Source organism: Sphingobacterium sp. 2149, from assembly GCF_031455655.1.
Lineage (GTDB): Bacteria > Bacteroidota > Bacteroidia > Sphingobacteriales > Sphingobacteriaceae > Sphingobacterium.
The window spans coordinates 103,077-126,542 of sequence record NZ_JAVDTD010000003.1; the positions used below are offsets into that span (position 1 = coordinate 103,077).

General features: G+C 38.4%; 22 protein-coding genes. 14 read left to right on the forward strand and 8 right to left on the reverse strand.

Features of this window, described 5'->3' with window-relative positions; all coding sequences use genetic code 11:
• The first annotated feature begins 287 nt into the window (after window positions 1–287).
• The 3 genes from rpoN (at window position 288) to J2X77_RS05315 (ending at window position 3,877) form a co-directional block, all read left to right on the forward strand.
• Window positions 288–1,754: an RNA polymerase factor sigma-54 gene (gene rpoN, locus J2X77_RS05305; RefSeq protein WP_209574710.1), complete on the forward strand. Its 1,467-nt coding sequence runs from the start codon at window positions 288–290 to the stop codon at window positions 1,752–1,754.
• A gap of 81 nt (window positions 1,755–1,835) precedes the next feature.
• Window positions 1,836–2,711 carry a carbon-nitrogen hydrolase gene (locus tag J2X77_RS05310; RefSeq protein WP_209574712.1) on the forward strand — a complete coding sequence of 292 codons (876 nt, stop codon included), beginning with the start codon at window positions 1,836–1,838 and terminating at the stop codon, window positions 2,709–2,711.
• Window positions 2,712–2,800: 89 nt separating this feature from the next.
• Window positions 2,801–3,877: an agmatine/peptidylarginine deiminase gene (locus tag J2X77_RS05315; RefSeq protein ID WP_209574714.1), complete on the forward strand. Its 1,077-nt coding sequence runs from the start codon at window positions 2,801–2,803 to the stop codon at window positions 3,875–3,877.
• A gap of 96 nt (window positions 3,878–3,973) precedes the next feature.
• On the opposite strand, the gene agaR is transcribed toward J2X77_RS05315, so the two are convergent.
• From agaR to proS, 3 genes are all read right to left on the reverse strand, one after another.
• Window positions 3,974–4,735: a transcriptional repressor AgaR gene (gene agaR / locus J2X77_RS05320; protein WP_209574716.1), complete on the reverse strand. Its 762-nt coding sequence runs from the start codon at window positions 4,733–4,735 to the stop codon at window positions 3,974–3,976.
• Window positions 4,736–4,972: 237 nt separating this feature from the next.
• Window positions 4,973–5,761 (reverse strand): GDP-L-fucose synthase, encoded by a 789-nt coding sequence (locus tag J2X77_RS05325; RefSeq protein WP_209574718.1) that lies wholly within the window; start codon window positions 5,759–5,761, stop codon window positions 4,973–4,975.
• An 11-nt stretch (window positions 5,762–5,772) separates the two neighbouring features.
• Window positions 5,773–7,245, reverse strand: coding sequence for a proline--tRNA ligase (proS, locus tag J2X77_RS05330; protein WP_209574721.1), 1,473 nt, complete (start codon window positions 7,243–7,245; stop codon window positions 5,773–5,775).
• 177 nt (window positions 7,246–7,422) lie between these two features.
• Here proS and J2X77_RS05335 point away from each other — a divergent pair, with 177 nt between their 5' ends.
• The 6 genes from J2X77_RS05335 (at window position 7,423) to purH (ending at window position 14,388) form a co-directional block, all read left to right on the forward strand.
• Window positions 7,423–8,601: a hypothetical protein gene (locus tag J2X77_RS05335; protein WP_209574723.1), complete on the forward strand. Its 1,179-nt coding sequence runs from the start codon at window positions 7,423–7,425 to the stop codon at window positions 8,599–8,601.
• A 72-nt stretch (window positions 8,602–8,673) separates the two neighbouring features.
• Window positions 8,674–10,266, forward strand: a complete 1,593-nt coding sequence (locus tag J2X77_RS05340) for a hypothetical protein (protein ID WP_209574725.1) — start codon at window positions 8,674–8,676, stop codon at window positions 10,264–10,266.
• 121 nt (window positions 10,267–10,387) lie between these two features.
• Window positions 10,388–11,143, forward strand: a complete 756-nt coding sequence (locus J2X77_RS05345; protein WP_209574727.1) for a hypothetical protein — start codon at window positions 10,388–10,390, stop codon at window positions 11,141–11,143.
• 11 nt (window positions 11,144–11,154) lie between these two features.
• Window positions 11,155–12,078: a LysM peptidoglycan-binding domain-containing protein gene (locus J2X77_RS05350; RefSeq protein ID WP_209574728.1), complete on the forward strand. Its 924-nt coding sequence runs from the start codon at window positions 11,155–11,157 to the stop codon at window positions 12,076–12,078.
• A complete protein-coding gene (locus J2X77_RS05355; protein ID WP_409050302.1) occupies window positions 12,060–12,749 on the forward strand; it encodes a uridine kinase in 690 nt (229 codons plus the stop codon). The genes J2X77_RS05350 and J2X77_RS05355 overlap by 19 nt, the downstream gene beginning before the upstream one ends.
• A 112-nt stretch (window positions 12,750–12,861) precedes the next feature.
• On the forward strand, window positions 12,862–14,388 hold the full coding sequence (purH, locus tag J2X77_RS05360; RefSeq protein ID WP_209574733.1) for a bifunctional phosphoribosylaminoimidazolecarboxamide formyltransferase/IMP cyclohydrolase: 1,527 nt from the start codon (window positions 12,862–12,864) through the stop codon (window positions 14,386–14,388).
• A gap of 52 nt (window positions 14,389–14,440) precedes the next feature.
• On the opposite strand, the gene J2X77_RS05365 is transcribed toward purH, so the two are convergent.
• Window positions 14,441–14,812 carry a YkvA family protein gene (locus J2X77_RS05365; protein WP_209574734.1) on the reverse strand — a complete coding sequence of 124 codons (372 nt, stop codon included), beginning with the start codon at window positions 14,810–14,812 and terminating at the stop codon, window positions 14,441–14,443.
• 316 nt (window positions 14,813–15,128) lie between these two features.
• On the opposite strand from J2X77_RS05365, the gene J2X77_RS05370 reads away from it, so the two are divergent.
• Complete coding sequence (locus J2X77_RS05370) at window positions 15,129–15,842, forward strand: DUF4397 domain-containing protein (protein ID WP_209574736.1); 714 nt, start codon at window positions 15,129–15,131, stop codon at window positions 15,840–15,842.
• A gap of 92 nt (window positions 15,843–15,934) precedes the next feature.
• On the opposite strand, the gene J2X77_RS05375 is transcribed toward J2X77_RS05370, so the two are convergent.
• Window positions 15,935–16,240, reverse strand: a complete 306-nt coding sequence (locus tag J2X77_RS05375; protein ID WP_209574738.1) for a septum formation initiator family protein — start codon at window positions 16,238–16,240, stop codon at window positions 15,935–15,937.
• Between the two features lie 231 nt (window positions 16,241–16,471).
• On the opposite strand from J2X77_RS05375, the gene lpxB reads away from it, so the two are divergent.
• Window positions 16,472–17,587: a lipid-A-disaccharide synthase gene (lpxB, locus tag J2X77_RS05380; RefSeq protein ID WP_209574740.1), complete on the forward strand. Its 1,116-nt coding sequence runs from the start codon at window positions 16,472–16,474 to the stop codon at window positions 17,585–17,587.
• A 56-nt stretch (window positions 17,588–17,643) separates the two neighbouring features.
• A complete protein-coding gene (locus J2X77_RS05385; RefSeq protein WP_209574742.1) occupies window positions 17,644–18,279 on the forward strand; it encodes a hypothetical protein in 636 nt (211 codons plus the stop codon).
• Between the two features lie 73 nt (window positions 18,280–18,352).
• Here the strand turns inward: J2X77_RS05385 and J2X77_RS05390 are convergent, their stop codons facing one another.
• Genes J2X77_RS05390 through J2X77_RS05400 form a run of 3 tightly spaced genes read right to left on the reverse strand, consistent with a single transcriptional unit; the run spans window position 18,353 to window position 21,449 of the window.
• A complete protein-coding gene (locus tag J2X77_RS05390; RefSeq protein WP_209574744.1) occupies window positions 18,353–19,435 on the reverse strand; it encodes a DUF3810 domain-containing protein in 1,083 nt (360 codons plus the stop codon).
• 19 nt (window positions 19,436–19,454) lie between these two features.
• Entirely contained in the window at window positions 19,455–20,513 is a 1,059-nt protein-coding gene (locus J2X77_RS05395; RefSeq protein WP_209574746.1) for a nucleoid-associated protein, read from the reverse strand.
• A 9-nt stretch (window positions 20,514–20,522) separates the two neighbouring features.
• Window positions 20,523–21,449: a histone deacetylase gene (locus J2X77_RS05400; RefSeq protein WP_293885056.1), complete on the reverse strand. Its 927-nt coding sequence runs from the start codon at window positions 21,447–21,449 to the stop codon at window positions 20,523–20,525.
• A 178-nt stretch (window positions 21,450–21,627) separates the two neighbouring features.
• On the opposite strand from J2X77_RS05400, the gene J2X77_RS05405 reads away from it, so the two are divergent.
• A complete protein-coding gene (locus J2X77_RS05405; RefSeq protein WP_209574748.1) occupies window positions 21,628–22,269 on the forward strand; it encodes a YceH family protein in 642 nt (213 codons plus the stop codon).
• A gap of 6 nt (window positions 22,270–22,275) precedes the next feature.
• Window positions 22,276–23,466, forward strand: a complete 1,191-nt coding sequence (locus J2X77_RS05410; protein ID WP_209574751.1) for an MFS transporter — start codon at window positions 22,276–22,278, stop codon at window positions 23,464–23,466.

Genomic DNA, 23,466 nt, shown 5'->3' on the forward strand with positions numbered 1-23,466 from the left:
ACATCCGACCAGCAAAAGGTTTTAACCCCGCCTGACATGCCTTTCTATCTATTTTCAGGGGCTAAATATACAACTAAATAAATCGCTGTAATCAACTATTTACATTTTTTAACAATAAATGGTGTACGCAAAACAACCTAAAAATTGAGCATAATTCGATAGGTCTAATTTCCCTTTTTTAGCTGCCTTCCACAAATATTATACCCCTTTTTTATTTATTATCGATTTTATTTTAAAATAATAATGATATTTGTTTAAATTTAGATGTAAAAAAGTCAACTATTAGCATGTTAAAACAAACATTACAACAAAAGCTATTACAGAAATTGTCTCCGCAACAGATACAATTTATAAAATTGTTGCAGGTTCCGACTGTTTCATTAGATGCAAGAATCAAGGAAGAATTAGAGGAAAACCCTGCGTTAGAAGATGGTAGCTTGACTAATATGACCGATCCTATAGAAGAATATCCTGACAAAGATCCCGATGATAATTTTGACAATGAAGATGGATTCGACTCAGACGACTTTAGCTTGGAAGACTATATTCAGGAGGACGATTTCAAAGATTATGGTAACGGCTATGAGTATGGCGATGATGATGATGATCGGAAAGAAATGCCTGTTGCAATCCAGCATTCCTTTTATGAGCAGTTACAACAGCAATTAGACCTGTTGGCTTTAGATGACAAGCACTTTCTAATTGGCCAACAAATTATTGGCAGTCTTGATGACGACGGGTACTTACGCCGTCCTATTATCAATCTTGTAGACGATCTAGCGTTTGGGCAAAACGTAATGACTGAAGAAAATGAAGTACTTGATATGTTGAAAGTCATTCAAGATTTTGAGCCGGCCGGAATTGGCGCCCGGGATTTACAAGAATGTCTTTTGATCCAGCTGCAAAAAAAAGACACTCAAAATCCTACAATTAAACTTGCTATTAAAGTAGTAGCGAACTACCTCGAAGAATTTACCAAAAAGCATTATGATAAATTAGAAAAATCATTGGGTATTTCATCCGAGGATTTAAAAAATGTAGTGAATGAGATCCTAAAACTTAATCCAAAGCCTGGAGACTCTGGCGCGGTCGCTGGTAAACAGCTTCATATTATCCCGGATTTCCATATTAGCAACAATGATGGTATTCTACATTTGACTTTAAATGGCCGAAACGCGCCCGAGCTCCGTATAAGCCGTGATTACCAGCACATGTTCGAGCACTATGAAAAATCGGATCAAAAGGATAAAAAAATGAAAGAAGCTGTACAATTCGTCAAGCAAAAGCTTGACTCAGCAAAATGGTTTATTGATGCCATAAAACAACGTCAGCAAACCTTACTCAAAACAATGAATGCGATCATGGAATACCAATATGATTATTTCCTGACAGGTGATGATCGAAAGCTAAAACCCATGATATTGAAAGATATTGCGGATAGAATTGACATGGATATATCGACAGTATCGCGGGTGGCAAATTCAAAATATGTACAGACAGAATTCGGCACTTTTCTCCTAAAATCATTTTTCTCCGAAGCTATTCAAACAGATTCTGGGGAAGAGGTATCCAACAAAGAGGTTAAAAAAATATTGGAGGAGTGTATTTCAAAAGAAAATAAACGGAAACCGCTAGCTGATGAAAAGCTTACTGAGATCCTGAAAGAAAAAGGCTATAATATTGCACGACGAACAGTAGCAAAATATCGGGAGGCATTGAACATCCCTGTAGCAAGATTACGAAAAGAGCTCTAAGAGCTCTTTTTGTTTTTACCTAAAGACCAAATCCAAATTAAGAATAGTATCTTTGTGCTTGAATTAAATAAGCATTAAAGAATGAGCAAAGTAAAAGTTGGAGTTGTACAGATGAGCTGTACCGCAAGCAAACAAGAGAATCTCGAAAAAGCTATCGCTAAAGTAAAAGAGGCCGCTGCAAAAGGTGCGCAAATTGTGTGTCTGCAAGAACTATTTACCTCTTTATATTTCTGCGATGTAGAAGATTATGACAATTTCGCATTGGCTGAATCCATCCCCGGTCCATCCACCGATGCGCTATCGGCTATCGCCAAGGAAGCTGGAGTCGTCATTATCGCTTCATTATTTGAAAAAAGAGCCGAAGGACTTTACCATAATACAACCGCTGTACTAGATGCGGATGGCTCATATTTAGGAAAATATCGGAAAATGCATATTCCAGATGACCCCGCTTTTTATGAAAAATTCTATTTTACGCCGGGTGATCTAGGCTACAAAGTATTCAAAACACAATTTGGCAAAATAGGAATTTTAATCTGTTGGGATCAATGGTACCCTGAAGCATCTCGGATCACCGCCTTAATGGGCGCTGAAATTTTATTTTATCCTACGGCTATCGGATGGGCAACTGATCAGGACGAAGAAACCAACAAAGATCAATATAACGCATGGCAAACCATACAACGCTCCCATGCAGTTGCTAACGGCGTTCCAGTGGTATCTGTTAACCGGGTTGGATATGAACAAAATGGTGCCATGAAATTCTGGGGCGGAAGTTTCGTAACAAATGGACAGGGGAAATTGCTTTACCTTGCTTCTCATGACAAGGAGGAAATTGAGGTCGTCGAATTAGACTTAAATGAATCGGATTATTTTAGAAAACACTGGCCATTTCTGAGAGATCGAAGAATTGAAACATACTCCCCAATCACCAAACGTTTTATTGACGAAGACTAATATTGCATATACTTGCCATTTCGGTTGCGAAGGTACATAGCTGTGCTGAGTTGAACTGAAATGGCTTTTTTAATCCCCTTAAAATAAGTATGGAACAGAAAAATACATTTATACAGACCTATTTTGACAATTCCCCAAAAAAACAGGGATTCTCATTTCCGCCAGAATGGGCTAAGCAAGAGGCCTTATGGCTGAGCTGGCCACACAAAGAGGAATCGTGGCCTGGAAAAATCGAAACGATATACGAACCTTATTGTCAATTTATTAAAGTCGTATCCGAAGGCCAAAAGGTAAGAATTAACGTCGCTAATGAGGAAATGCAAAATTTTGCTATACAGGCCCTGAAAGACGTGACGACAGATTTTAGCAATATCGAATTCTATTTTAATCCAACCAATGATGCTTGGTGTAGAGACCACGGCCCTGCTTTTATCATTAATCCGTCGACAAATCAAAAAGCAGTTGTTGACTGGGGGTACAACGCGTGGGGTGGTAAATATCCTCCATTTGAACTTGACGATATCGTCCCAACTCGCATTGCCCAAAAATTGGGTCTTCCTTTATTTACCCCTGACATCGTCATGGAGGGAGGATCAGTTGAATTTAATGGTGCAGGAACAATTATGACAACAACGGCGTGCCTGTTGAATAAAAACCGAAATCCGCACTTAACGAAAGAACAAATAGAAATCTATTTAAAAGAGTTTTACGGTCAAGAACAAGTGTTATGGCTTGGTGATGGTATAGTTGGAGACGATACAGACGGCCACATTGATGATATTACACGCTTCGTTAATGAAAATACAGTACTAACTGTTGTAGAAGAAGATCCTTCAGATGAGAATTACCAGATTCTTCAGGAAAATCTGGAAATGCTTCGTTCATTTAAACTCTTAAACGGAGAACCCCTGCATATCATTGAGCTCCCAATGCCGGCCCCTGTTATTTATGATGGTACCAGATTACCCGCTTCTTATGCTAATTTCTACATTGCCAATGATGTTGTTGTTGTGCCAGTCTTCAACGACAAAAACGACCAAAGAGCACTGGACATCATCCAAAGCTGCTTTCCTAAACGTAAAGTCATTGGAATAAATTCGGTCGACATCATTTGGGGACTGGGAAGTTTCCACTGCCTGAGCCAGCAGGAACCAGCGATTATTTAAACGAACTATTCAAAAATAGAAATTCCCCCATAAAGTCATTCAGTTATTGGGGGAATTTTAATTAAAAAATCAGAATGGTCTTGAACTTAATTCTTATTAAACAACAATCACGTTTACACCAGCTTTTTCCAATGATTCTACAAAGCTTGCATTAACCTTATCATCTGTAATTAACATATCAATTTTTTCAAAACCACAAATTCTCCCAAAGCTTCGCCGGCCAAATTTAGAAGAATCTGCAAGCACCACCACTTTTTGAGCAGTATCGATCATAATCCGATTTAATTGTGCTTCCTGGGCGCTTGAAGTTGACACACCATATTCCAAATCGATACCATCCACTCCCAAAAACAATTTACTGCAATAAAAATCTTTTAACAAATTTTCCGCATATTTCCCTGTGACGGAAGTAGATGTCTTGCGAAGCGTCCCTCCCAGCTGCATAATTTCAACAGAAGGATATTTTATTAACTCCATAGCAACATTCAATGCCGAAGTTACTACAGTGATATTGCCTTTTGGAACAATCTGCTTGGCAAGCGACTGCATCGTTGTGCCAGAAGCTATAATGATAGAGTCGTTTTCCTCGATCAGCTCAGCTGCTTTCTTTCCAATCCTACTTTTATCATCCGAACGAAGTTTCTCTTTTTCGAATACAGTACGGTCAGTCGTATATGGATTATATTGTGTCGCCCCGCCATGCGTTCTAAACAACAATCCACTATCTTCCAACAAAGTCAAATCCTTCCGAATAGTTACAGAAGAAACTCCCAATTCTTCACACAGATCAATTACTTGAACTACGCCGACTTCTTTTAATTGTTTTAAGATATATTGATGTCTCTCTACATTTGTCATGGCTTTATATAATAAGCTGTTAAAATAATAATCTATTACTCGGTTTGTTTAAAGGAAATCCTGATGTCTGGAAATGATCCGTGGCTATCGAGAAATTTCAGCGTATAAGACCTTTTAAGTGAATTTAACTTAACTAAATTTACCGCGCAAGAACTAAGGTTAAATTAATCAATTTATTTAATTTTCTCCACCCAGACAATCAAAATTTCTTTTTCATTTTAAAAAAGAAAAATAAGACTAAAACTGCAATGGGTCAGGTAAAACAAATTGATAGTCGAGCTCTTCTTGCAGTAATTCTCCGCTCACTATTTTCTGAGTCGTTTCCGCTGCTTCGAACGCTAGAGGCAAAGCATAACCATATTTTTTTGCAGAAGCAAGAATGACATCTTTTTTCTTAGGATGTAAGGGAGCAACAACATTATAAATGGTATGTTTGAGTGTGCGGTTAGTGGTCGCTTCCAGCAGAGCGACAACATCCTCAATATGAACAAAATTAGCAGGCTGCTCTCCAGTGGTACAGATACGCTCAGAGAAATATTTTGCAAAGACACGATTCTTACCAAATAGGCCGCCTAAACGATAAACAATGGTATTGGCCAATTCCAACATAGACTCTTCAGCCATCAAGAGCTTTGGTGCAAGCTCAGCCCTATTCGTAAAAGATTCATCAAACACCACATCTTTAGAGGGATAAATTCCGGTAGAACTTAAAAACACATGCGCTTGCCAACTAATCCGGCTAAAAAATTGCTTGATATTAGAAAATCTGTTATATAGCATTTCTACGCTATTTTTCTGACTTGCTGGTATACTATTTAACACGAAGTCAAATTGAATGGGTATATCAACCTTTTCCGGAAAGCTTTCTCCATCAAAATCAAGCATAAACGAAAAAATACCCTCAGCTTTTAGCCGATGGTATTTTTCATATGTTGTTGTACTTGCCCAGACTTCATGGTCTTGATGCTTCATGTATACCGCAAAAGACTCTCCAAGCCAACCACATCCTAAAATGAGTATCCTCATATTGCAAACGATTAATAAGCTTTAGCAAAAAGCACACGCCTACTGGAAGGTTTGCCGGTAAATATACAGACCCCTTGCTCTTCCTTTGCATCCAAAGGAATACAACGAATTGTTGCTTTAGTTTCTTCTTTTACACGCTTCTCCGTTTCTGTTGTCCCATCCCAGTGACAGGAGATAAATCCACCTTTACCTTCCAGTACTTCTTTAAATTCTTCATAAGAATTTACTTCCGTATAATGAGACGTTCTGAAATTCAACGCTTTTTGATAGATATTTTCTTGTATTGTATCCAATAACGTACTAATCGCACCGGCTAGGCCCTCTTGAGCAACAGTTTCTTTCGTTTGCGTATCACGACGCGCCAATTCTACTGTACCATTTTGCATATCTCTTGCACCGACAGCGACGCGAACAGGTACTCCCTTTAATTCCCATTCAGCAAATTTAAAACCCGGACGCTGTGTATCGCGATCATCATATTTTACCGAAATATCTTTCACCCTCAGTTCAGTTGTTAACTGATTCACAAATACATCAATTTGCGCCTTTTCTTCCTCAGTCTTAAAAATCGGAACAATCACAACCTGAATCGGGGCCAATTTCGGTGGCAATACCAACCCTTGATCGTCGGAATGAGCCATAATCAATGCGCCCATGAGTCGGGTAGAAACCCCCCACGAAGTTGCCCATACATGTTCTAACTTGCCTTCTTTAGACGTAAATTTCACATCAAATGCCTTGGCAAAGTTTTGGCCAAGAAAATGGGATGTCCCTGCTTGCAATGCTTTACCATCTTGCATCAATGCCTCAATACAATAGGTATCCAATGCCCCCGCAAAACGCTCGTTTTCTGTTTTCCTTCCACGGACAACGGGCACAGCTAAAATCTTTTCTGCAAATTCGGCATACACATCAAGCATACGTTCTGTTTCCGCAATAGCTTCCTCTTTTGTGGCATGTGCAGTATGCCCCTCCTGCCATAAAAACTCAGCTGTACGTAAAAAAAGACGTGTTCGCATTTCCCAACGCACCACGTTTGCCCATTGATTGACCAAAATAGGGAGATCACGATAAGATTCAATCCATCCGCGATAAGTATTCCATATAATCGTTTCTGAAGTTGGACGCACGATCAACTCTTCCTCCAATTTCGCCTCTTCGTCCACGACGATCTTACCTGTACCATCGTTTTTTAACCTATAATGGGTAACCACGGCGCACTCTGTAGCAAAACCTTCCACATGCGCTGCTTCTTTAGAAAAAAACGATTTGGGAATGAATAAAGGGAAATAAGCGTTGCTATGACCAGTCTCTTTAAATCTTTTGTCTAAGATTGCCTGCATTCTTTCCCAGATAGCATATCCGTATGGTTTGATCACCATACATCCTCGTACAGCTGAATTTTCAGCCAGATCAGCTTTGATTACAAGCTCATTATACCATTGCGAATAATCTTCTGCACGACTTGTTATTCCTTTACTCATATGTGATTGATAAATTATTGTAACATTATTACCTTAAATCCCGTCTGTAATTCCAATGCGAAAAGCGTTCAAAAAAAATATTTGTATTTTTGATTCCTTCGATTAAACCACCTCGAGAAATTTGCGTCTAAGATAGTAAATAAGGCTGTATAATCGAAAATAACGATTTAGGATATTATGAAAAAAAATAGATTATTTATCGGAGCACTTGCCATAACAGGAGCGTTCATTTTAGGTTCCTGCGGTACAAGTAGGCAAATTTATGGCGACGATGTCTACGGCAATAATGGGCAAGCGAGACAAAAGGTTTACCAAAGCCCAGATTATTATTACACAGACGCAGATCAATCCGAACAAAACGGACAGTCGCAAGACGGATACTACGAGGATGAATATTCTGATCAGGATTACAATAGTGATTCTTATGAAGATCTTGAATATGCCAATCGTATCAACCGTTTTTATTACGCTAGTCCAGGTATGACCTACTTCGACCCATTTTTTGATCCATGGTATGGTTATGGATTTGGAGGATGGTACGGATACGGTCCATCATTCGGAATGGGATGGGGATGGAACTCTGGATGGGGTTCTTCTTGGTCAATTGGTCTCGGATGGGGATCTAGCTGGGGATGGGGATCGCCATGGTATGGTGGTTACAGACCTTGGGGTGGCTGGTACGGCGGAGGCTACTGGGGATCTGGTTGGTACGGAAATGGTTACTGGGGTGGTGGTTACTGGGGCAACTCAAGACCACGTTATGCTTCAAGTAGATCAGTTTATAGGGACAACTATAACACGCGTAGTTCATCCTCAAGATCCCACACTTCGGGAGGATATGACCGCAATAGCGTAGCTAGAAATTCTGGCGGATACGATCGTACTGGGGTAGCTCGTGATTCTAGAGGCCGTATTACGTCTGTTTCCAACAGGTCAAGAACTTCTGACGGTTCCGTAACACGCAGTTCTTCTTATGATAGATCAGGAAACCGAACAAGAACATCTGATGGTGTATCAAACAGAGCTTACTCAGATGGTACACGCTCAAGAACATCGGATAGAGTGAATGGTTCTTATCAAAATAGTACCAGAAGCACAAATGGTTACTATAATAATGGTTCGAGAACACGAAACAGTTCTGGTGAAGTATCACGGCCAATGAGCCGGTCTGTGGAAACACGCTCAAGCAACCCGAGTTCAACATCACGACCTTCATATACACCACCGACTAGAAGTTATGATAGTGGTTCTTCTCGCTCTAGTGGAGGCTTTTCTGGAGGCGGAAGCTCAAGATCTTCGGGTGGAGGTTTCTCTGGAGGAGGTAGCTCAAGATCAAGCGGAGGACGTACTCGCTAATTAAAGGCATTTTGAATAGTAGCATACACTTCGTTGTGTGCTACTACTTTATTATTGATGATATTTCAGCATATGACAATCAAAAGATTACTTTTTGGAACTGCATTCATTTTAGGTGCAGCAGGGACTACTCAAGCGCAATATACGAAAGATGTACTTCTATTCTCCCAAGGGGACAATGGGGGAACAGCTCGTTTTAAAGCCATGGGAAACGCATCTACCGCATTAGGTGGAGATATAAGTTCGATTACCGGTAACCCAGCGGGTTTGGGGTACTTTAATCAATCTGACGTATCAGTAACAGGCAGATACCTTAACAACAAAAATAAAATCGACTATTTTGGTCAAAATTCAAACAGCAGTAAGAATAATTTCAATCTAGATAATGCGGGTATTGTTTTTCACCTGCCAACCTATCGAAATGGTGGAAATTTAGATAGGGGCTGGTTAAATTTTAATGTGGGTATTGCCTATAACCGCAACAATATCTACAATAATTTATTACAGTATAATGGTGTAAACAACACAAGCTCAATTACGGATGCCTATTCTGACCGGCTATCGTCACCTGGCGGTATGAATGGCTGGGGACAGGAAGTGTATGGTAATTCATTATTATTTGATGTAGATCCTAAAAAGGCAGGATCATATATACCGATCACGGTTGGCGGGACTTACGATGGAAAGAATGGCTTTAATCAAGTCAATTCCATCTTAGAAAAAGGCAGTAAGTCCGAATCTGTTCTGTCGTTTGGTGCAAATTATAGCAACAAACTATATTTGGGAGCTGCTCTAGGATTTACAGCGTTTAGTTATGACAACTCAAGTTGGTTTACTGAATATGGTCAAACAATGACAGCCGACCAATTAAAAGCTATCAACAAAGATTCAGAATTTTTAAAACCAACCAATGCACAGAAGTATGCCATGTTGGATAAAGATTATGAACTGTATGATGATTATGCCCAAGCAACGGATGGTACTGGTGTAGATTTTAAACTTGGGGTCATATACAAGTTCACACCTACTTTCAGCATGGGATTTACGGCGAAATCTCCAACATTTATGAGCATCAGGGATGAATCATATAGTAATTCAGAATTTCGTTATTTCAGACCTAATGAAGATAAGTCATTTAAAGAGTACCGAACCAGCGATGACGCAGGACATAGTTACCTGGAGTACAATATGAATACACCTTATAAATTAGCTGTGGGTGCAAGCCAAATTTTTTCAAGAGGATTGATAACCGCAGATGTGGAGTGGGTGGATTATGCTGCTATGCGTTTTAGAGATGTAGGTAACTACAGCAAAACGTTAGAAAAGAACATGAATCAAAACATCAAAGATACATATCAAGGCGCATTTAATGCCAGAATCGGTGGTGAAGTTTTGTTTGATAATGTCTTCAGTGGAAGAGCTGGCTTTAATTATAGTGGTAACCCTTATAAAAATGCAGATTATACAAATTATACGGCCTCGCTGGGTATCGGCGCAAAACTAGGCCGTGGCATGTATATTGATTTGACGGGAGCTTACAATGCCATCAATTACAAAGAAAGCCCTTATACTATCGACGAAAACTATTGGAATGCTGCAAGCCCCGCTGCAGATATAAAAAACCAACGAACAAATGTTATACTAACAATTGGTTCAAAATTTTAAGATATATTTTTTTTCAAGAAAGTCCAGCGTTGTCTGGACTTTTTTTTGCCACGTCCATTAGCAATTATTTTTGCATTTAACTCATACTTTATCTAAGTTTGTCCCCTTGGATTTAAATCACATGGCAAATCAGGAAATTTCAAAAGCTTTCAATCTCATTTTTACATACCCAATTTGGCGCATAGAAATTGATGCAAAAAATAAATTGATCGCCATAGAAACAAGAAATCCAGAAGATACCTTCCCTTATTTCAACGTCATCACTTTTGAAGGAACTTACGTCCTGCAAGACTTCAAGGCAATCACCAGAGAATGGGTACTTGGTGGAATCCAATGCAAAAAATTAATACTAAAGAAGATTTCCAATAATTCACCGATCGATGCAGGTATACAGGTAATCGATTGCTACAACCCACAGCATCAAGAAACCTGGTTTAATTACGTTTTCATCAGTCTGGTTGATCAAGGATTGCTCATTAGGCCCAAAACGGTAGCGCAGGGCCAACAATTGTTTTTGAATATTCAATCGATGTCAATCGAAAGCAAAAATTTGATTACCATTAAACCTTATACCAGTGAGCTCGTCTATCCAATTATCTATAATGGTGAAATACCCCTATTTTTGAAGGACTTCCCTATTGATGGTGATATCTGGATAAATAGAGTAAATGACTACTTTATTTGGGCTTTCTATGAAAAACAAAAAAATAATCACTATCAAATCAGGTTAGTTCAATCAACAAGAGAAATGTTGACAGAGTCTATCCTTGCGGTTTCGGGACTGGAATTAAAGCTCTTCAACATTTATTTTCTTATTCACGGACAAATATTCCTTTTGACAGATAATAAACGGGAGTTTGTTTCGTATTTAGTATAATTGCAAAATATATGAAAGTTTTATTCGAATTAAAGACATATAAAAAGATAGCTATGCTATCCATCGCAGTAGTAGCTATTCAACAAGTTGAAGCGAAAAATTCAACATCTTTATCTACTTATTCTATTCCCGATTCAATCGGAAATGAGGTGATTAATGGTGAAGAATTCGTACTATTCAAAATTGAAAAAGGAGACAATTACTATCAACTAAGTAAGAAGTATAAAACAACGGTAGGACAATTGACTCAAATAAATGGTAATGGTACGCTAAACCTTGGTCAGATCGTTAAGATTCCGACCGGTCGAAAAGCGAAACCTGTCATTACTAACGACCGTAGCAATCCGGTAGCGCTAAATCCGCGTAATCCGCAGCAGCAAGAAGGTTTTACGGAATACATTGTTGGTGAAAAAGAAACACTTTACGCGATATCCAAAAGGTTTAGTATTTCTGTTGAAGATATCAAAAAAGCGAACAATTTAAAAAATAATATCATTAGCGGTGGAATGAAACTCATGATCCCCAATCAGCCGCTCCCACCGGAAAGACCAAAATTAGTAGAGCCTAAAGGAATCGAAATTGTAAGACCCGACTCCACAGACGATGATAACAAAGAAGAAAATCAAATTTCAACAAACCGTTATGGAATCCGTGAGAAATCAGAACGTGGTATTGGTGTGTGGATTGATGGACTTTCATCTCAAGGCACCAGTAACCTCGCATTACACAAGTCGGCTCCAGTAGGTACCATTCTAAAAATTACTAACCCGATGACGAAAAGCGTTACATACGCAAAAGTAGTGGGCAAATTTAATGATAATGCCGAGAACCAAAATGCAATTGTCGTGTTGTCAAAATCAGCTGCCGCAAGTATAGGAGCATTAGATAAACGCTTCCAAGTGGAAATTGCGTATGGATTACCGCTAGAAAATTAACACAATCAAATAGCTTTTATAGCACAATACAAATGAATAACAAACCGTATGTCATAGGAATTGCCGGTAGTAGTGGCTCTGGGAAGACTTTTTTCTTAAATAGTTTTTTAAAACATTTCAAGCCCAGTGAGGTCACCTTAATTTCCCAAGATGATTATTACATCCCTGCCAATACCAAAACTCAGGAGGAAAATAGGCTCTATAACTTCGATATTCCAACATCAATCGACAGACAAGCTTTTTACAAAGATATCAAAGCACTTTTTAACGGTGAAACAATACATAAGGAAGAATATACCTTTAACAATCCTGCCCTAACACCAAAAATTCTAGAGATTAAACCGGCTCCGATTTTAATTATCGAAGGCTTATTCATTTTCTATTATACAGAAATTAATGATTTAATTAATCATAAGATATTTTTAAGCGCCGATCAAGATATCGCATTGAGACGACGCCTACACCGCGATTTGGTTGAAAGGGGCTACTTTGAAGACGATGTGATGTACAAATGGGTGAACCATGTACTCCCATCTTATAACGAGTATCTATTACCCTATCAAGATACTTGCGATCAGGTAATATTCAATAATACCGATGAGCCAGAACCAATATGGGAGATCACCAATCAAATTTCTGAAGAGCTAAAGTTAAAGCTCAATTTGGTATAAAATTACGAAGGAGAAGCTATCAAATAGATTCTCCTTTATTTTTAAAGTATTTGATTTATTGATATCAAGATTTTAAATACCTATCTTTGCGCCACGAAACAAATCCATCATAATGAACCATCCTGTAAAGATTAAAAATGCTTTGGTTTCAGTCTATTATAAAGACGGCCTAGCTCCTTTAGTTGAATTATTAAACAAATACGGTGTTACCTTCTATTCCACTGGCGGAACAGAGACATTTATCAAAGATTTAGGTATAGATGTTGTTCCAGTGGAAGACCTCACGAGCTATCCTTCTATTTTAGGTGGTCGTGTAAAAACTTTGCATCCAAAAGTGTTTGGAGGTATTTTGGCTCGCCGCCCCCTTGAGTCTGATCAACAGCAGCTTGCCCAATACGAGATACCTGAGATCGATTTGGTTATTGTGGATTTGTACCCGTTTGAAGAAACAGTTGCTTCTGGTGCATCCGAACAAGATATTATCGAAAAAATTGATATCGGTGGAATTTCTCTGATCCGTGCCGCGGCTAAGAACTTCAACGATGTTGTAATTATCTCTTCCAAAAATGATTACCAAGCATTGGAAGAAATACTCGCAAATCAAGAAGGTAATACTTCGCTAGAACAACGTAAAGAATTTGCCAAACGCGCATTCAATACATCGTCGCATTACGATACCGCAATCTTCAATTACTTCAATCAAGAAAACCCACTTCAAGTTTTTAAACAATCTGAACAAAAAGCCCAAGTACTGCGCTATGGTGAAAATCCTCACCAAAAAGGCGTTTTCTTTGGCGATTTAGATAACATGTTTGATAAATTAAGCGGCAAAGAATTATCCTATAATAATCTTGTTGACGTTGATGCGGCGGTAGATTTAATTGATGAGTTTATAGAACCTACATTTGCGATTCTAAAACATACAAATGCGTGTGGAGTTGCCTCCAGACCAACGATCAAACAAGCCTGGTTAGACGCATTGGCTTGTGATCCTGTTTCAGCGTTTGGTGGAGTTTTAATAACAAACGGTCAAGTAGATGCTGCAACAGCTGAAGAAATTAATAAATTATTCTTTGAAGTATTGATCGCACCTTCTTATTCGGAGGAAGCTATCGCTATACTTACCGCGAAAAAGAATAGAATTATTCTTGTTCGTAAAGAGGTTACATTACCTAGTCAACAGTTCAAAACATTGTTGAACGGCGTTATTCTACAAGATAAAGACAAAACAATTGAAAATGCAGAGCAAATGGTTACTGTAACGAAAGTAGAACCTACTGACGAACAACTTCAAGACCTATACTTTGCGAACAAAATCGTTAAACATACCAAGTCAAATACAATCGTGTTTGCCAAAAATGGCACTTTATTAGCGTCAGGAGTAGGTCAAACATCTCGTGTAGACGCATTAAAACAAGCTATCGAGAAAGCTGTTTCTTTCGGTTTTGATCTCAAAGGCTGTGCGATGGCATCAGATGCTTTCTTCCCTTTCCCTGATTGCGTTGAAATCGCTTCGAAAGCAGGTATTGCAACCGTATTGCAACCCGGCGGTTCAATCAAGGATCAGTTGTCGATAGATATGGCCAATGAAAAAGGAATTTCAATGGTGACAACGGGGGTTAGACACTTTAAGCACTAAGCAGTCTTCAACCATTAATAAAAAAGCTACTTTTTACAAAGTAGCTTTTTTATTAATGGTTTATTTCAAAGTTCAATCTTTCGAGCTTATAACGCTCTATCTCCTCCGACAGCTTACGGATGGCATAAGCTACAATAGCAACATCATCTATCCAGCCGCCGACAGCAATAAAATCAGGGATGGCATCTATCGGAGAAATCACATAAATGATCGTTCCGATGATGATGGATAGATTCCAGTTGTTCATCTTAAACTTACCTGTGATTGCGTCTTTACACATCGCGATCAGCAATTTAAATTCGCCAACATAGCTACCTAGGTTTTTTGCCTTGGATTCCGCCTGTGATAACTCCGCCTCCGTAATTTTACGTTGTCTAAAGCGCTCAAACATACCTGTTGCAATCTTCTTAATTCTACTGTTCATAATCCAAAATTAGGATTACTAGATTAATAATCCAAATTCCTACGTTTCAGCGGATTCACACTCAATAAGGATCACTAATCAGGACGACCAACTATTTGCACTACAGTGAAAATATGATACGACAAACATTTACTGTCAAGCTGCTATACGAACTATTTTACACTTGGAATAGCCGAAGCACGCTGGATTAAATAACAACTACACACAAATTTATTATTTTTATAGCTAGCTGTAGCAAACTATCTTTAATGTGCGTATAATAGACAACACAAGCGCAATGTGTTTTATACAACAAAAGATTTAATGTTACACAGTTATGAAAAACTATAGATTATTCAATTTTATCTCCATCGTTCTAGCGACATTCTTACTTTCAAGCTGTCTGAAAGATAATGATGACCAAAAAATTCCTATGGCGCTCTTTACCATGGTTAATGGTTACAGCGACGCTAATGCTGTCGTCTATTATGCGGATGGCGGGGCTTTACAAAACCCCAATTATCCTATGGAATTCAAAAGCTATAGGCCAATCGTTGGACTATTCACCGGAGCTCGAAAAATAGCTGTTTCCTCCGAATATAACAGTATCTTGACAGATACAACAATTACTGTAAAAGACAGTACGATATATACATCCTTTCTATTTGGAACAAAATCAAAACCGGTACAGATAATCACGACCGACAGAATCAACAAGGAAATTAAAAACACCGAATCCGGTTTACGTTTCTTTAATCTTGCGGAGGGAACAGATCAGGTCACCCTTCAGATCGGCAGTGAGACCTCCCCGTCAGAATGGACAAATAGAGCTAAAGAAACACAGAACTCAGCAAACGCGCATCAGGGATTTATTGCCCAAAAAAGTGGAACATTCACTGTCACAGCACGTGATAAAGCAGGGAAAACAATCGCGACCCGGAGCGAAATTAAATTGGCTGAAGGCTATTATTATTCTTTAATACTCATCGGTAAGGCAAATGATCAAAACAAACCATTATATATTGGTTTAGTAGCTCAAGCTGCAAATTAAAATACCCATATCTATACACTTTTTATAACGGCGGCCATCATGTACATGTGATGGCCGCTCGCTTTTTATTTCTTGAATATACTTCTCAGCTATTAAGGATTTTCTTTAGGTGCCACTTTAGAAATAACATAAATATCCTCATTATCTTTTTTCATCTTATACTTCTCACGGGCAATACGCTGTACTTCTTGCGGGTTGGAACGAATATCGTTAATTGTTTTAATGATTGCCGCATTTTCCTTAAGGTAGAAAGAGCGCTCACTCTCTAGGTTCGCTTTCTGTTTTTGATAACTATACTGTGTGGCAAAGTCATTTCTATCAAAAAATAACATCCACACCAAAAAAGCCAAAGCGGCTAACAAATACTTATTTCTTATTAAATACCACAATCGTTGCATAAGGCAAAAATACTATTTAGCTTTTATACTCAAGATTTTTTCTTCACAAGTTGGCCATCTTTGATTAAATATATGGAATATTATAGGCAAATTCATCATATCCCTAGAATAATCTTATCTTTAACAGTTCAAAAACGATCATTTCAAGGGAATATCCATTTTAAAACTACACCCGATTTTAAAATAGAAAGGTATATTCGATGGGATGATTAAAGAATAAATCATTGACATATGAAATACTATCTTATAGCAGGCGAAACTTCAGGAGACTTACACGGTGCAAACCTTATTAAAGCATTAAAAATTGAAGATCCCGATGCAACTTTTCAAATTGTTGGAGGAAATCTAATGCAGGAAGAGGCTGGAAAAAAACCATTAATTCATACATCGCAAATGGCTTTTATGGGCTTTATAGAAGTTATAAAAAATCTGCCAAAGATATCAAGGAACCTCAAACAAGTTAAAAATGATCTATTAAAAGAAAAACCAGATACTGTCATTCTGATAGATTTCCCTGGCTTCAATTTGAAAATTGCTGATTTTGCGAAAAAACATGGAATTAAAACCTGCTATTATATTTCCCCTAAAGTATGGGCCTGGAATCAAGGCCGTGTAAAGAAAATCAAACGGATTGTCGATCACATGTTTTGCATTCTGCCTTTTGAGGTGGATTTTTACAAAAAATGGCGCATGCCCGTAGATTATGTTGGAAACCCACTATTAGACGCGATTTCAACCTACCAATTCAACCCCAATTTCAGAGCAGAAAATGGTTTTTCAGAAAAACCACTCATCGCCCTCTTGCCGGGAAGCCGGGAAATGGAAATTACTAATATTCTGCCTATCATGGCCGAACTTCCGTTCTTTTTTCCTGTTCATCAATTTGTAATTGCAGGTGCTCCCAATTTTGATGAAGCGTTCTACAAGCAGTTTTTTAAAGGTATCGATATTCCCATAGTTTTCAATCAAACCTACGATATTCTCAATAACGCGGAAGTCGCAGTCGTTACGAGTGGAACTGCTACGCTCGAAACAGGTATTTTGAAAGTACCCCAGGTAGTCGTCTATAAAGCTAACCCAATATCGGTATGGATAGCTAAACTAGTTGTCAAAGTCAAATTTATCTCGCTCGTAAATCTAATCAATAACTTTCTATCAGTAAGGGAATTGATTCAAGACGACTGCACAGCGTATGATATTTCCTATGAAGTAGGTGAATTGATCAATAACAAAATGCATCGCGCAAGTGTGATGGAAAACTACGATATCCTTGCTGAAAAACTGGGTTCTCCTGGGGCTTCAGAGAAAACGGCCAAATTGATTGTAAAATATCTCGCTAAAATTTAAACTCTTTTCCCTTTCATTTGTCAAACTATCAGTAGTCACTATTAATTAAAAGGGTTATGAAATGTAAAATTATTCTAGGCTTTTTTCTTTGTTTTGCAATGACCTTAACAGGTAAAGCACAGGAAGTACAACATATTTCTAAATTAGAAATTGGTAAAAAGGCAAAAAAAAATATAGATAATAGAGATTCTACTGTCGCTATACACATCGATACCTTGATCATGAAGGATAATTCTACTTTTTCTTTCTATGGTAAGAAAAATGTTAAGCTCACCATTGGTTATGCTGAAATTGGAAACAAAGCAACTATCCATGGAACAGATGGGAAGAATAACGGAACTAATTTTGACATCAGTGCTAATTTTCAAAAATTAGGGTCCCTATATATCATTGCAAAAGGAGATGACGCTTTCAATGGAACCAAAACTTTTCCGAACGGAAATGGAGGAAAAGTTAAAGTCACTTTAACAAACGGAAGTATTAAACCTCAAACAACGGACAAGAAAGCGACAAATTATATTTATGCAGATGTAGTAGCAGGTGGACGTGCCGTCAATGCAAATTCGGACTTAAGAAATATTTACGACCGGATTAAAACCGCCCCCACCGGATTAAGAGGACTGCCTCAAGGGCAAATTTTCTCTGGGAGCCCCGGAACAGAAGGAACATTTGAACTAATTTCAACCCAATAACACTAAAGTTAAAATCATAAAAAAGCCGTATTCTTTTTTAAATACGGCTTTTTTTACATATATAATCCCTATCCTACTGCCTACACCCTCTTGTTTTAAGCTCATAGGCCAATACCAGCCGCGTCATCCGATCATATCGGGCTATTCCTTCCTGCTGATTATTGTGTTTTAGGTATTGGTTATAAAACAATCCCATTACATCGTCGACCCACCCAGTATATTGACTCCAAAATTGTCTTTCTCCTGCTAAGTCTCTCAACACCTTTACACTTAATCGCCCTTTAAAATCTTTCCATAACTCAGGATACATGCCCTGAAGCTCACGCAACATATATAGGGAGGTCTGTAGATAGGCCGAATACCGGTAAAAGTTTTGAGGATGATTCTGTAAGCGCACGAAAGCAATAAAATTTGCCTCATCTTCAAAACCGATGCCTTGCTGGTGAGCAAGTTCATGCACAGTAGTAAATGGTAAAAAAGTTGCTGGCATGGCTTTATTCACTTGAGCTTCGTGGGTAAATGGATTAAAATAGCCCGACACACCAAAAAAAGAAACCATACGGCTATTAATCGGTGATTTTGCGCCAATTTGATCTGTTGATAAAAAATCCGCAAACGTTGTATCGTTTTTGACCCATCTTGTCAACTCTTTTTGAATAAACTCTTTACGCTCTTCCCATTGCGATGGATTTACATGTTCACGCAAGGTATTTGTACTATCCAAAAAATCATTCAATACCATTAGATAATCCGCTAGTCTTAAGCTATCGACTTGTAGATGTACATTTGTACTGATTGGCTGACGGTAATAGTTGAGCCCCCAAGATAGGTAAAAGAAACAATAGAGTCCGAATAACAAATTGATCATGGACAATACTAATCGAACAAATCTTTTCCATCTTCTTTTCCATATGTTTCCAATTAATTTCGCAGCTAAATAGAGAAAAAACACAACAACTGCAACATAAAAGAGATCGCCTAGACTAAAGGGAATATAACCAAACACAAACCTCGAAACATTACTATAAAAACGATAAAATCCCTGTGCATAAAAGACCTCAATCCATTGGCTGTTTTTCTCGGTCACGGAGAAAAATAAAGTCCCAATAAATAGAGCAAAAAAAGTAAAAACCGCTATTTTATCCCGCTTTTCCATTCAATAATTTTTAAAACGATTAACTTTCGTTCTCAAAATAAACCTTATAGAAATTCATACCCTTATCCTCATCATAACCTTTTTCCAGATATTCACGTTTACCATGAACATAGATATGAAAATTCTTATCAAGCTTTAAAACAGACTTGTAAGAAGATTCCATTTTTTTTACGGCTTTGTCTGCTATTTCAAAATTTGCCTGAAACGGCGTGTCAAATTCATCCTCAAAACCAGCTTTAAAATCTTGGAATAAAGCAATTGCCCGTGGATTCCCTAACACTTCCTCCTCAAACTCTTCTTGTACAAATGTTTCCTTTTCCTTAAAATAGTTCATGGATTTATTTAACAGATCAATCTTGTCCGCTTTTTCCAATTCAAAAGTCTCATCCAATTTTTCCTCCACAAAATTCTTATAAACTTTCAGATAATTGCCGGTTTGATTAAAGTTATCATTGCGCACGCGCAGTTGAAGAAAATCATCTTTCCAGTAAACCGCTTCCTGCTGCCTATTCGTCTGGTCAAGCACCAATACCTTATATCCTTCTTCCTCTTCTACGTTGATAATAATACAGCCTTTATCCAGTTTATTAATATTAATTGCTTCTTGTTCATACTCCAACAGAAATGCACCTTGTTCTGGATATACTTTCAGATAAGTTTCCTTGTTCTCCGATTTGAATATACCGATGGCATCATGCTCTTCCCCTTCGATCTGAACGTTCTTCAACGCTACGACATACACCTCTCCTGCTTTAATTTTAGGATGATTGGAAACTTCATACAGGTGTTTTGAAATTTGTTGGGAAAAATCATGAAATGGAAGCTGATTCTTGAAATACTGTCTTACAAAATAGAAAATCTCATTCAGCTCTAATTCTTCATTGGGATGATACAGACGATATACCTCGTTCACCTTTGCAAAGGGACTCATAAAATATTGCATCAGTAGCCCAGGTAGCACTTCATCTTCCGCAAGAGAAACGGGGGCATCTGACAAAATATAAAATTCATCCTGGGCCTTATTGCCCACGCGATGAATAGATAACGCTTCAAAAGTTGCATCTTGGTGAAAAAACATATTTTTATCTTATAAATTATATAAATCTATTGCTATTTTAAAAGTCTGACAATGTGCATTGACAATATCTTTAATTTCGGGAGAATAGCCTCCTCCCATGCTTACCTGAATAGGGATGCGATTTTTATGGCATATCTCAAAGACCAGTTCGTCTCTGCGACGACAGGTGCTAATACTTAAATTTAACTTCCCTAGCTTATCTGTTTCTAAAATGTCTACCCCAGCTTGGTAGAAAACAAAGTCAGGCTCAAATTTCCTGAATATATCCGCTAAGTTATCTTCCAATAAACCAAGATATTCTGCATCCGAGATATCATCCGATAAACCTATATCTAGATGCGATCGCTGTTTGATAAAGGGATAATTTTTCTCGCCATGCATCGAAAATGTAAATACCTGCTGATGTCCTTTAAAAATATGCGCAGTACCATTACCTTGATGTACATCCAGATCAATGATCAGGATACGACTGGCATATTGCTGCTTCAGTAGGTACCCAGCTGCGGTTGCCTGATCATTTATCAAACAAAAGCCTTCACCAAAATCATAACCAGCATGATGGGTTCCTCCGGCAATATTAAATGCTACCCCATACGCCCGTGCATAGTTTGCACTTTGGATTGTCCCATCGAGAATATAGCGTTCCCTGTCAATAAGACTTTGGCTCAATGGAAAACCTATTCTACGGACCATTTTGGAATCCAGTGTAAGCTCAAATAACTGCCTTACATATACCGGATCATGCACCAGACAACAGGATTCAAAGCTCGCAAGTTCAGGACTGAAAAAATTAGACTCATCCGCTATCCCTTCATGTTTTAACTGTAGAGGAATGAGCTCATACTTCAACATCGGAAAACGATGCCCTTCTTTTAGGGGGTGTACAAATTCTGGACGAAAAGCTATCTTAAGCACCTTAAATCTTATATTACTCATGCGAATATAAGAAATCTAAATACATAACCCGTACCAATTTATTTCAACAATATCGATTGGATCTTTGGAGTTATATGAGAAAAAGGGCATCTTTGAGAAAGAACAACCGGCAAGCCAATGTTATTACACCATAACAGCATACTTGTACTCGATCATAAATTTTTATTATTGAAAATAAATGGAAACAACTAATTTGCCCCAATTGTCTGCCATGGAACAACGTGTGCTAGGCTCACTAATCGAAAAATCGAGAGTTACCCCTGAATATTACCCAATGACCATCAACAGCTTACAAGCTGCTTGTAATCAAAAAACTTCCCGTAAGCCAGTTGTACAGTATACAGAAGAGGATATTGTTGCTACGCTGGATGTATTGAAGAAAAAGGGCTTAATCGCTACTGTTATAGGTGGCGGGTCACGTGTCACGAAGTATAAACACAATTTTGCCATCCAGTTTCCACTCGTGCCTTCTGAATTATCCATTATTTGTTTATTGCTTCTTAGGGGACCAATGACCGCAGGTGAAATCAACTCAAACTCCGGAAGATTGTATGAATTTGAGTCATTGAGCGAAATCAATGCACAATTGGAAAAATTAGCCCAAGAAGGTTACATTAAATCTTTACCGAAACAGATGGGACATAAAGAAGTCCGTTATATTCATTTATTGGGAGAAATCAATCTTGAAGTTTACGAAACTAGCGGTACCGTGGGCAGCTCCCCAAATGACCAGGTCTTACTAGATCGAGTAGCTCAATTGGAGGAAGAAGTGGCAGCGTTGAAACAGAAGTTTCAGGATCTTTGGGATGAATTACATTAAATACCCATGTTGCAAACAATAGATTCAAAAAAAGAATTACCGAAAGCAACCTTGTGGCTTATGACCATCGCCACTGGTTTGGTTGTCGCCAACAATTATTACAATCAGCCCTTACTAGGATTGATTGCCAAAGACCTCCATGTTGATGAGGCTACGGTTAGCAATTCAGCTATGTTGACTCAGATCGGGTATGCATTTGGTCTCTTACTGATTGTTCCTTTAGGAGACATGTTTAAACGCAAAAAAATGATCTTGATCGACTTCGTTTTTATTATCTTTTCCTTAATAGGTATGGCTATTTCCACCTCAATTCTATCGATTTTAATATTCAGCTTTTTGATAGGTTTTACGTCCGTTATTCCTCAGGTTTTTGTTCCTATGGCTGCGGAACTTGCGCAGAAAGAAAAGCAGGCTTCGGCCATAGGAATGGTCATGTCGGGTCTGCTGATCGGTATATTACTTTCGCGGGTTTTAAGCGGATTTATCGGGTCTTATTTCGGATGGCGTGAAATGTACTGTATCGCCGCAGTGATCATGATCGTTACGGCCATAGCCATAGCCATCAGGTTACCTGAAGTGATGCCTAATTTTAAAGGTACCTATAGCGAATTGATGCGTTCGGTCTGGGACTTTGCAAAGAAACAGCCCGTACTGCAATTAGCGGCATTCCGTGGAGCCATGGGCTTTGGCGCTTTTTCTGCATTCTTCACAACACTTGTGTTCCACCTTGCGGCCCCACCTTTCTTTGATGGCCCGGCAACCGCCGGAGCATTTGGCCTCGTAGGCGCATGCGGCGCACTAGCCGCTGCTTTCGTCAATAGACTGACTGTATACATGAGCAAAGCAAAAATTATCCTGTACGCTATTCTATTAATGTTGTTTAGCTGGTTGTTATTTGCCCTCTTTGGTAATTATCATTGGGGACTGATCTTCGGCGTTATTTTGATTGACCTTGGCCTACAATCCATGCACATCCTAAACCAAAGTGATTTCTATGCACTAAACCTTGGCGCCAATAACCGACTTAACACGGTATACATGGTCAGCTATTTTATTGGCGGATCAACAGGCACCTTTTTTGCTGCACAGGCATGGCAACACTTTCAATGGCCAGGCGTTATTTTCGTAGGTACATGCTATACGCTTTTGGCCCTGTTGGCTCATGTATTATTTGATTATAAATTAAGAAAAAACTGA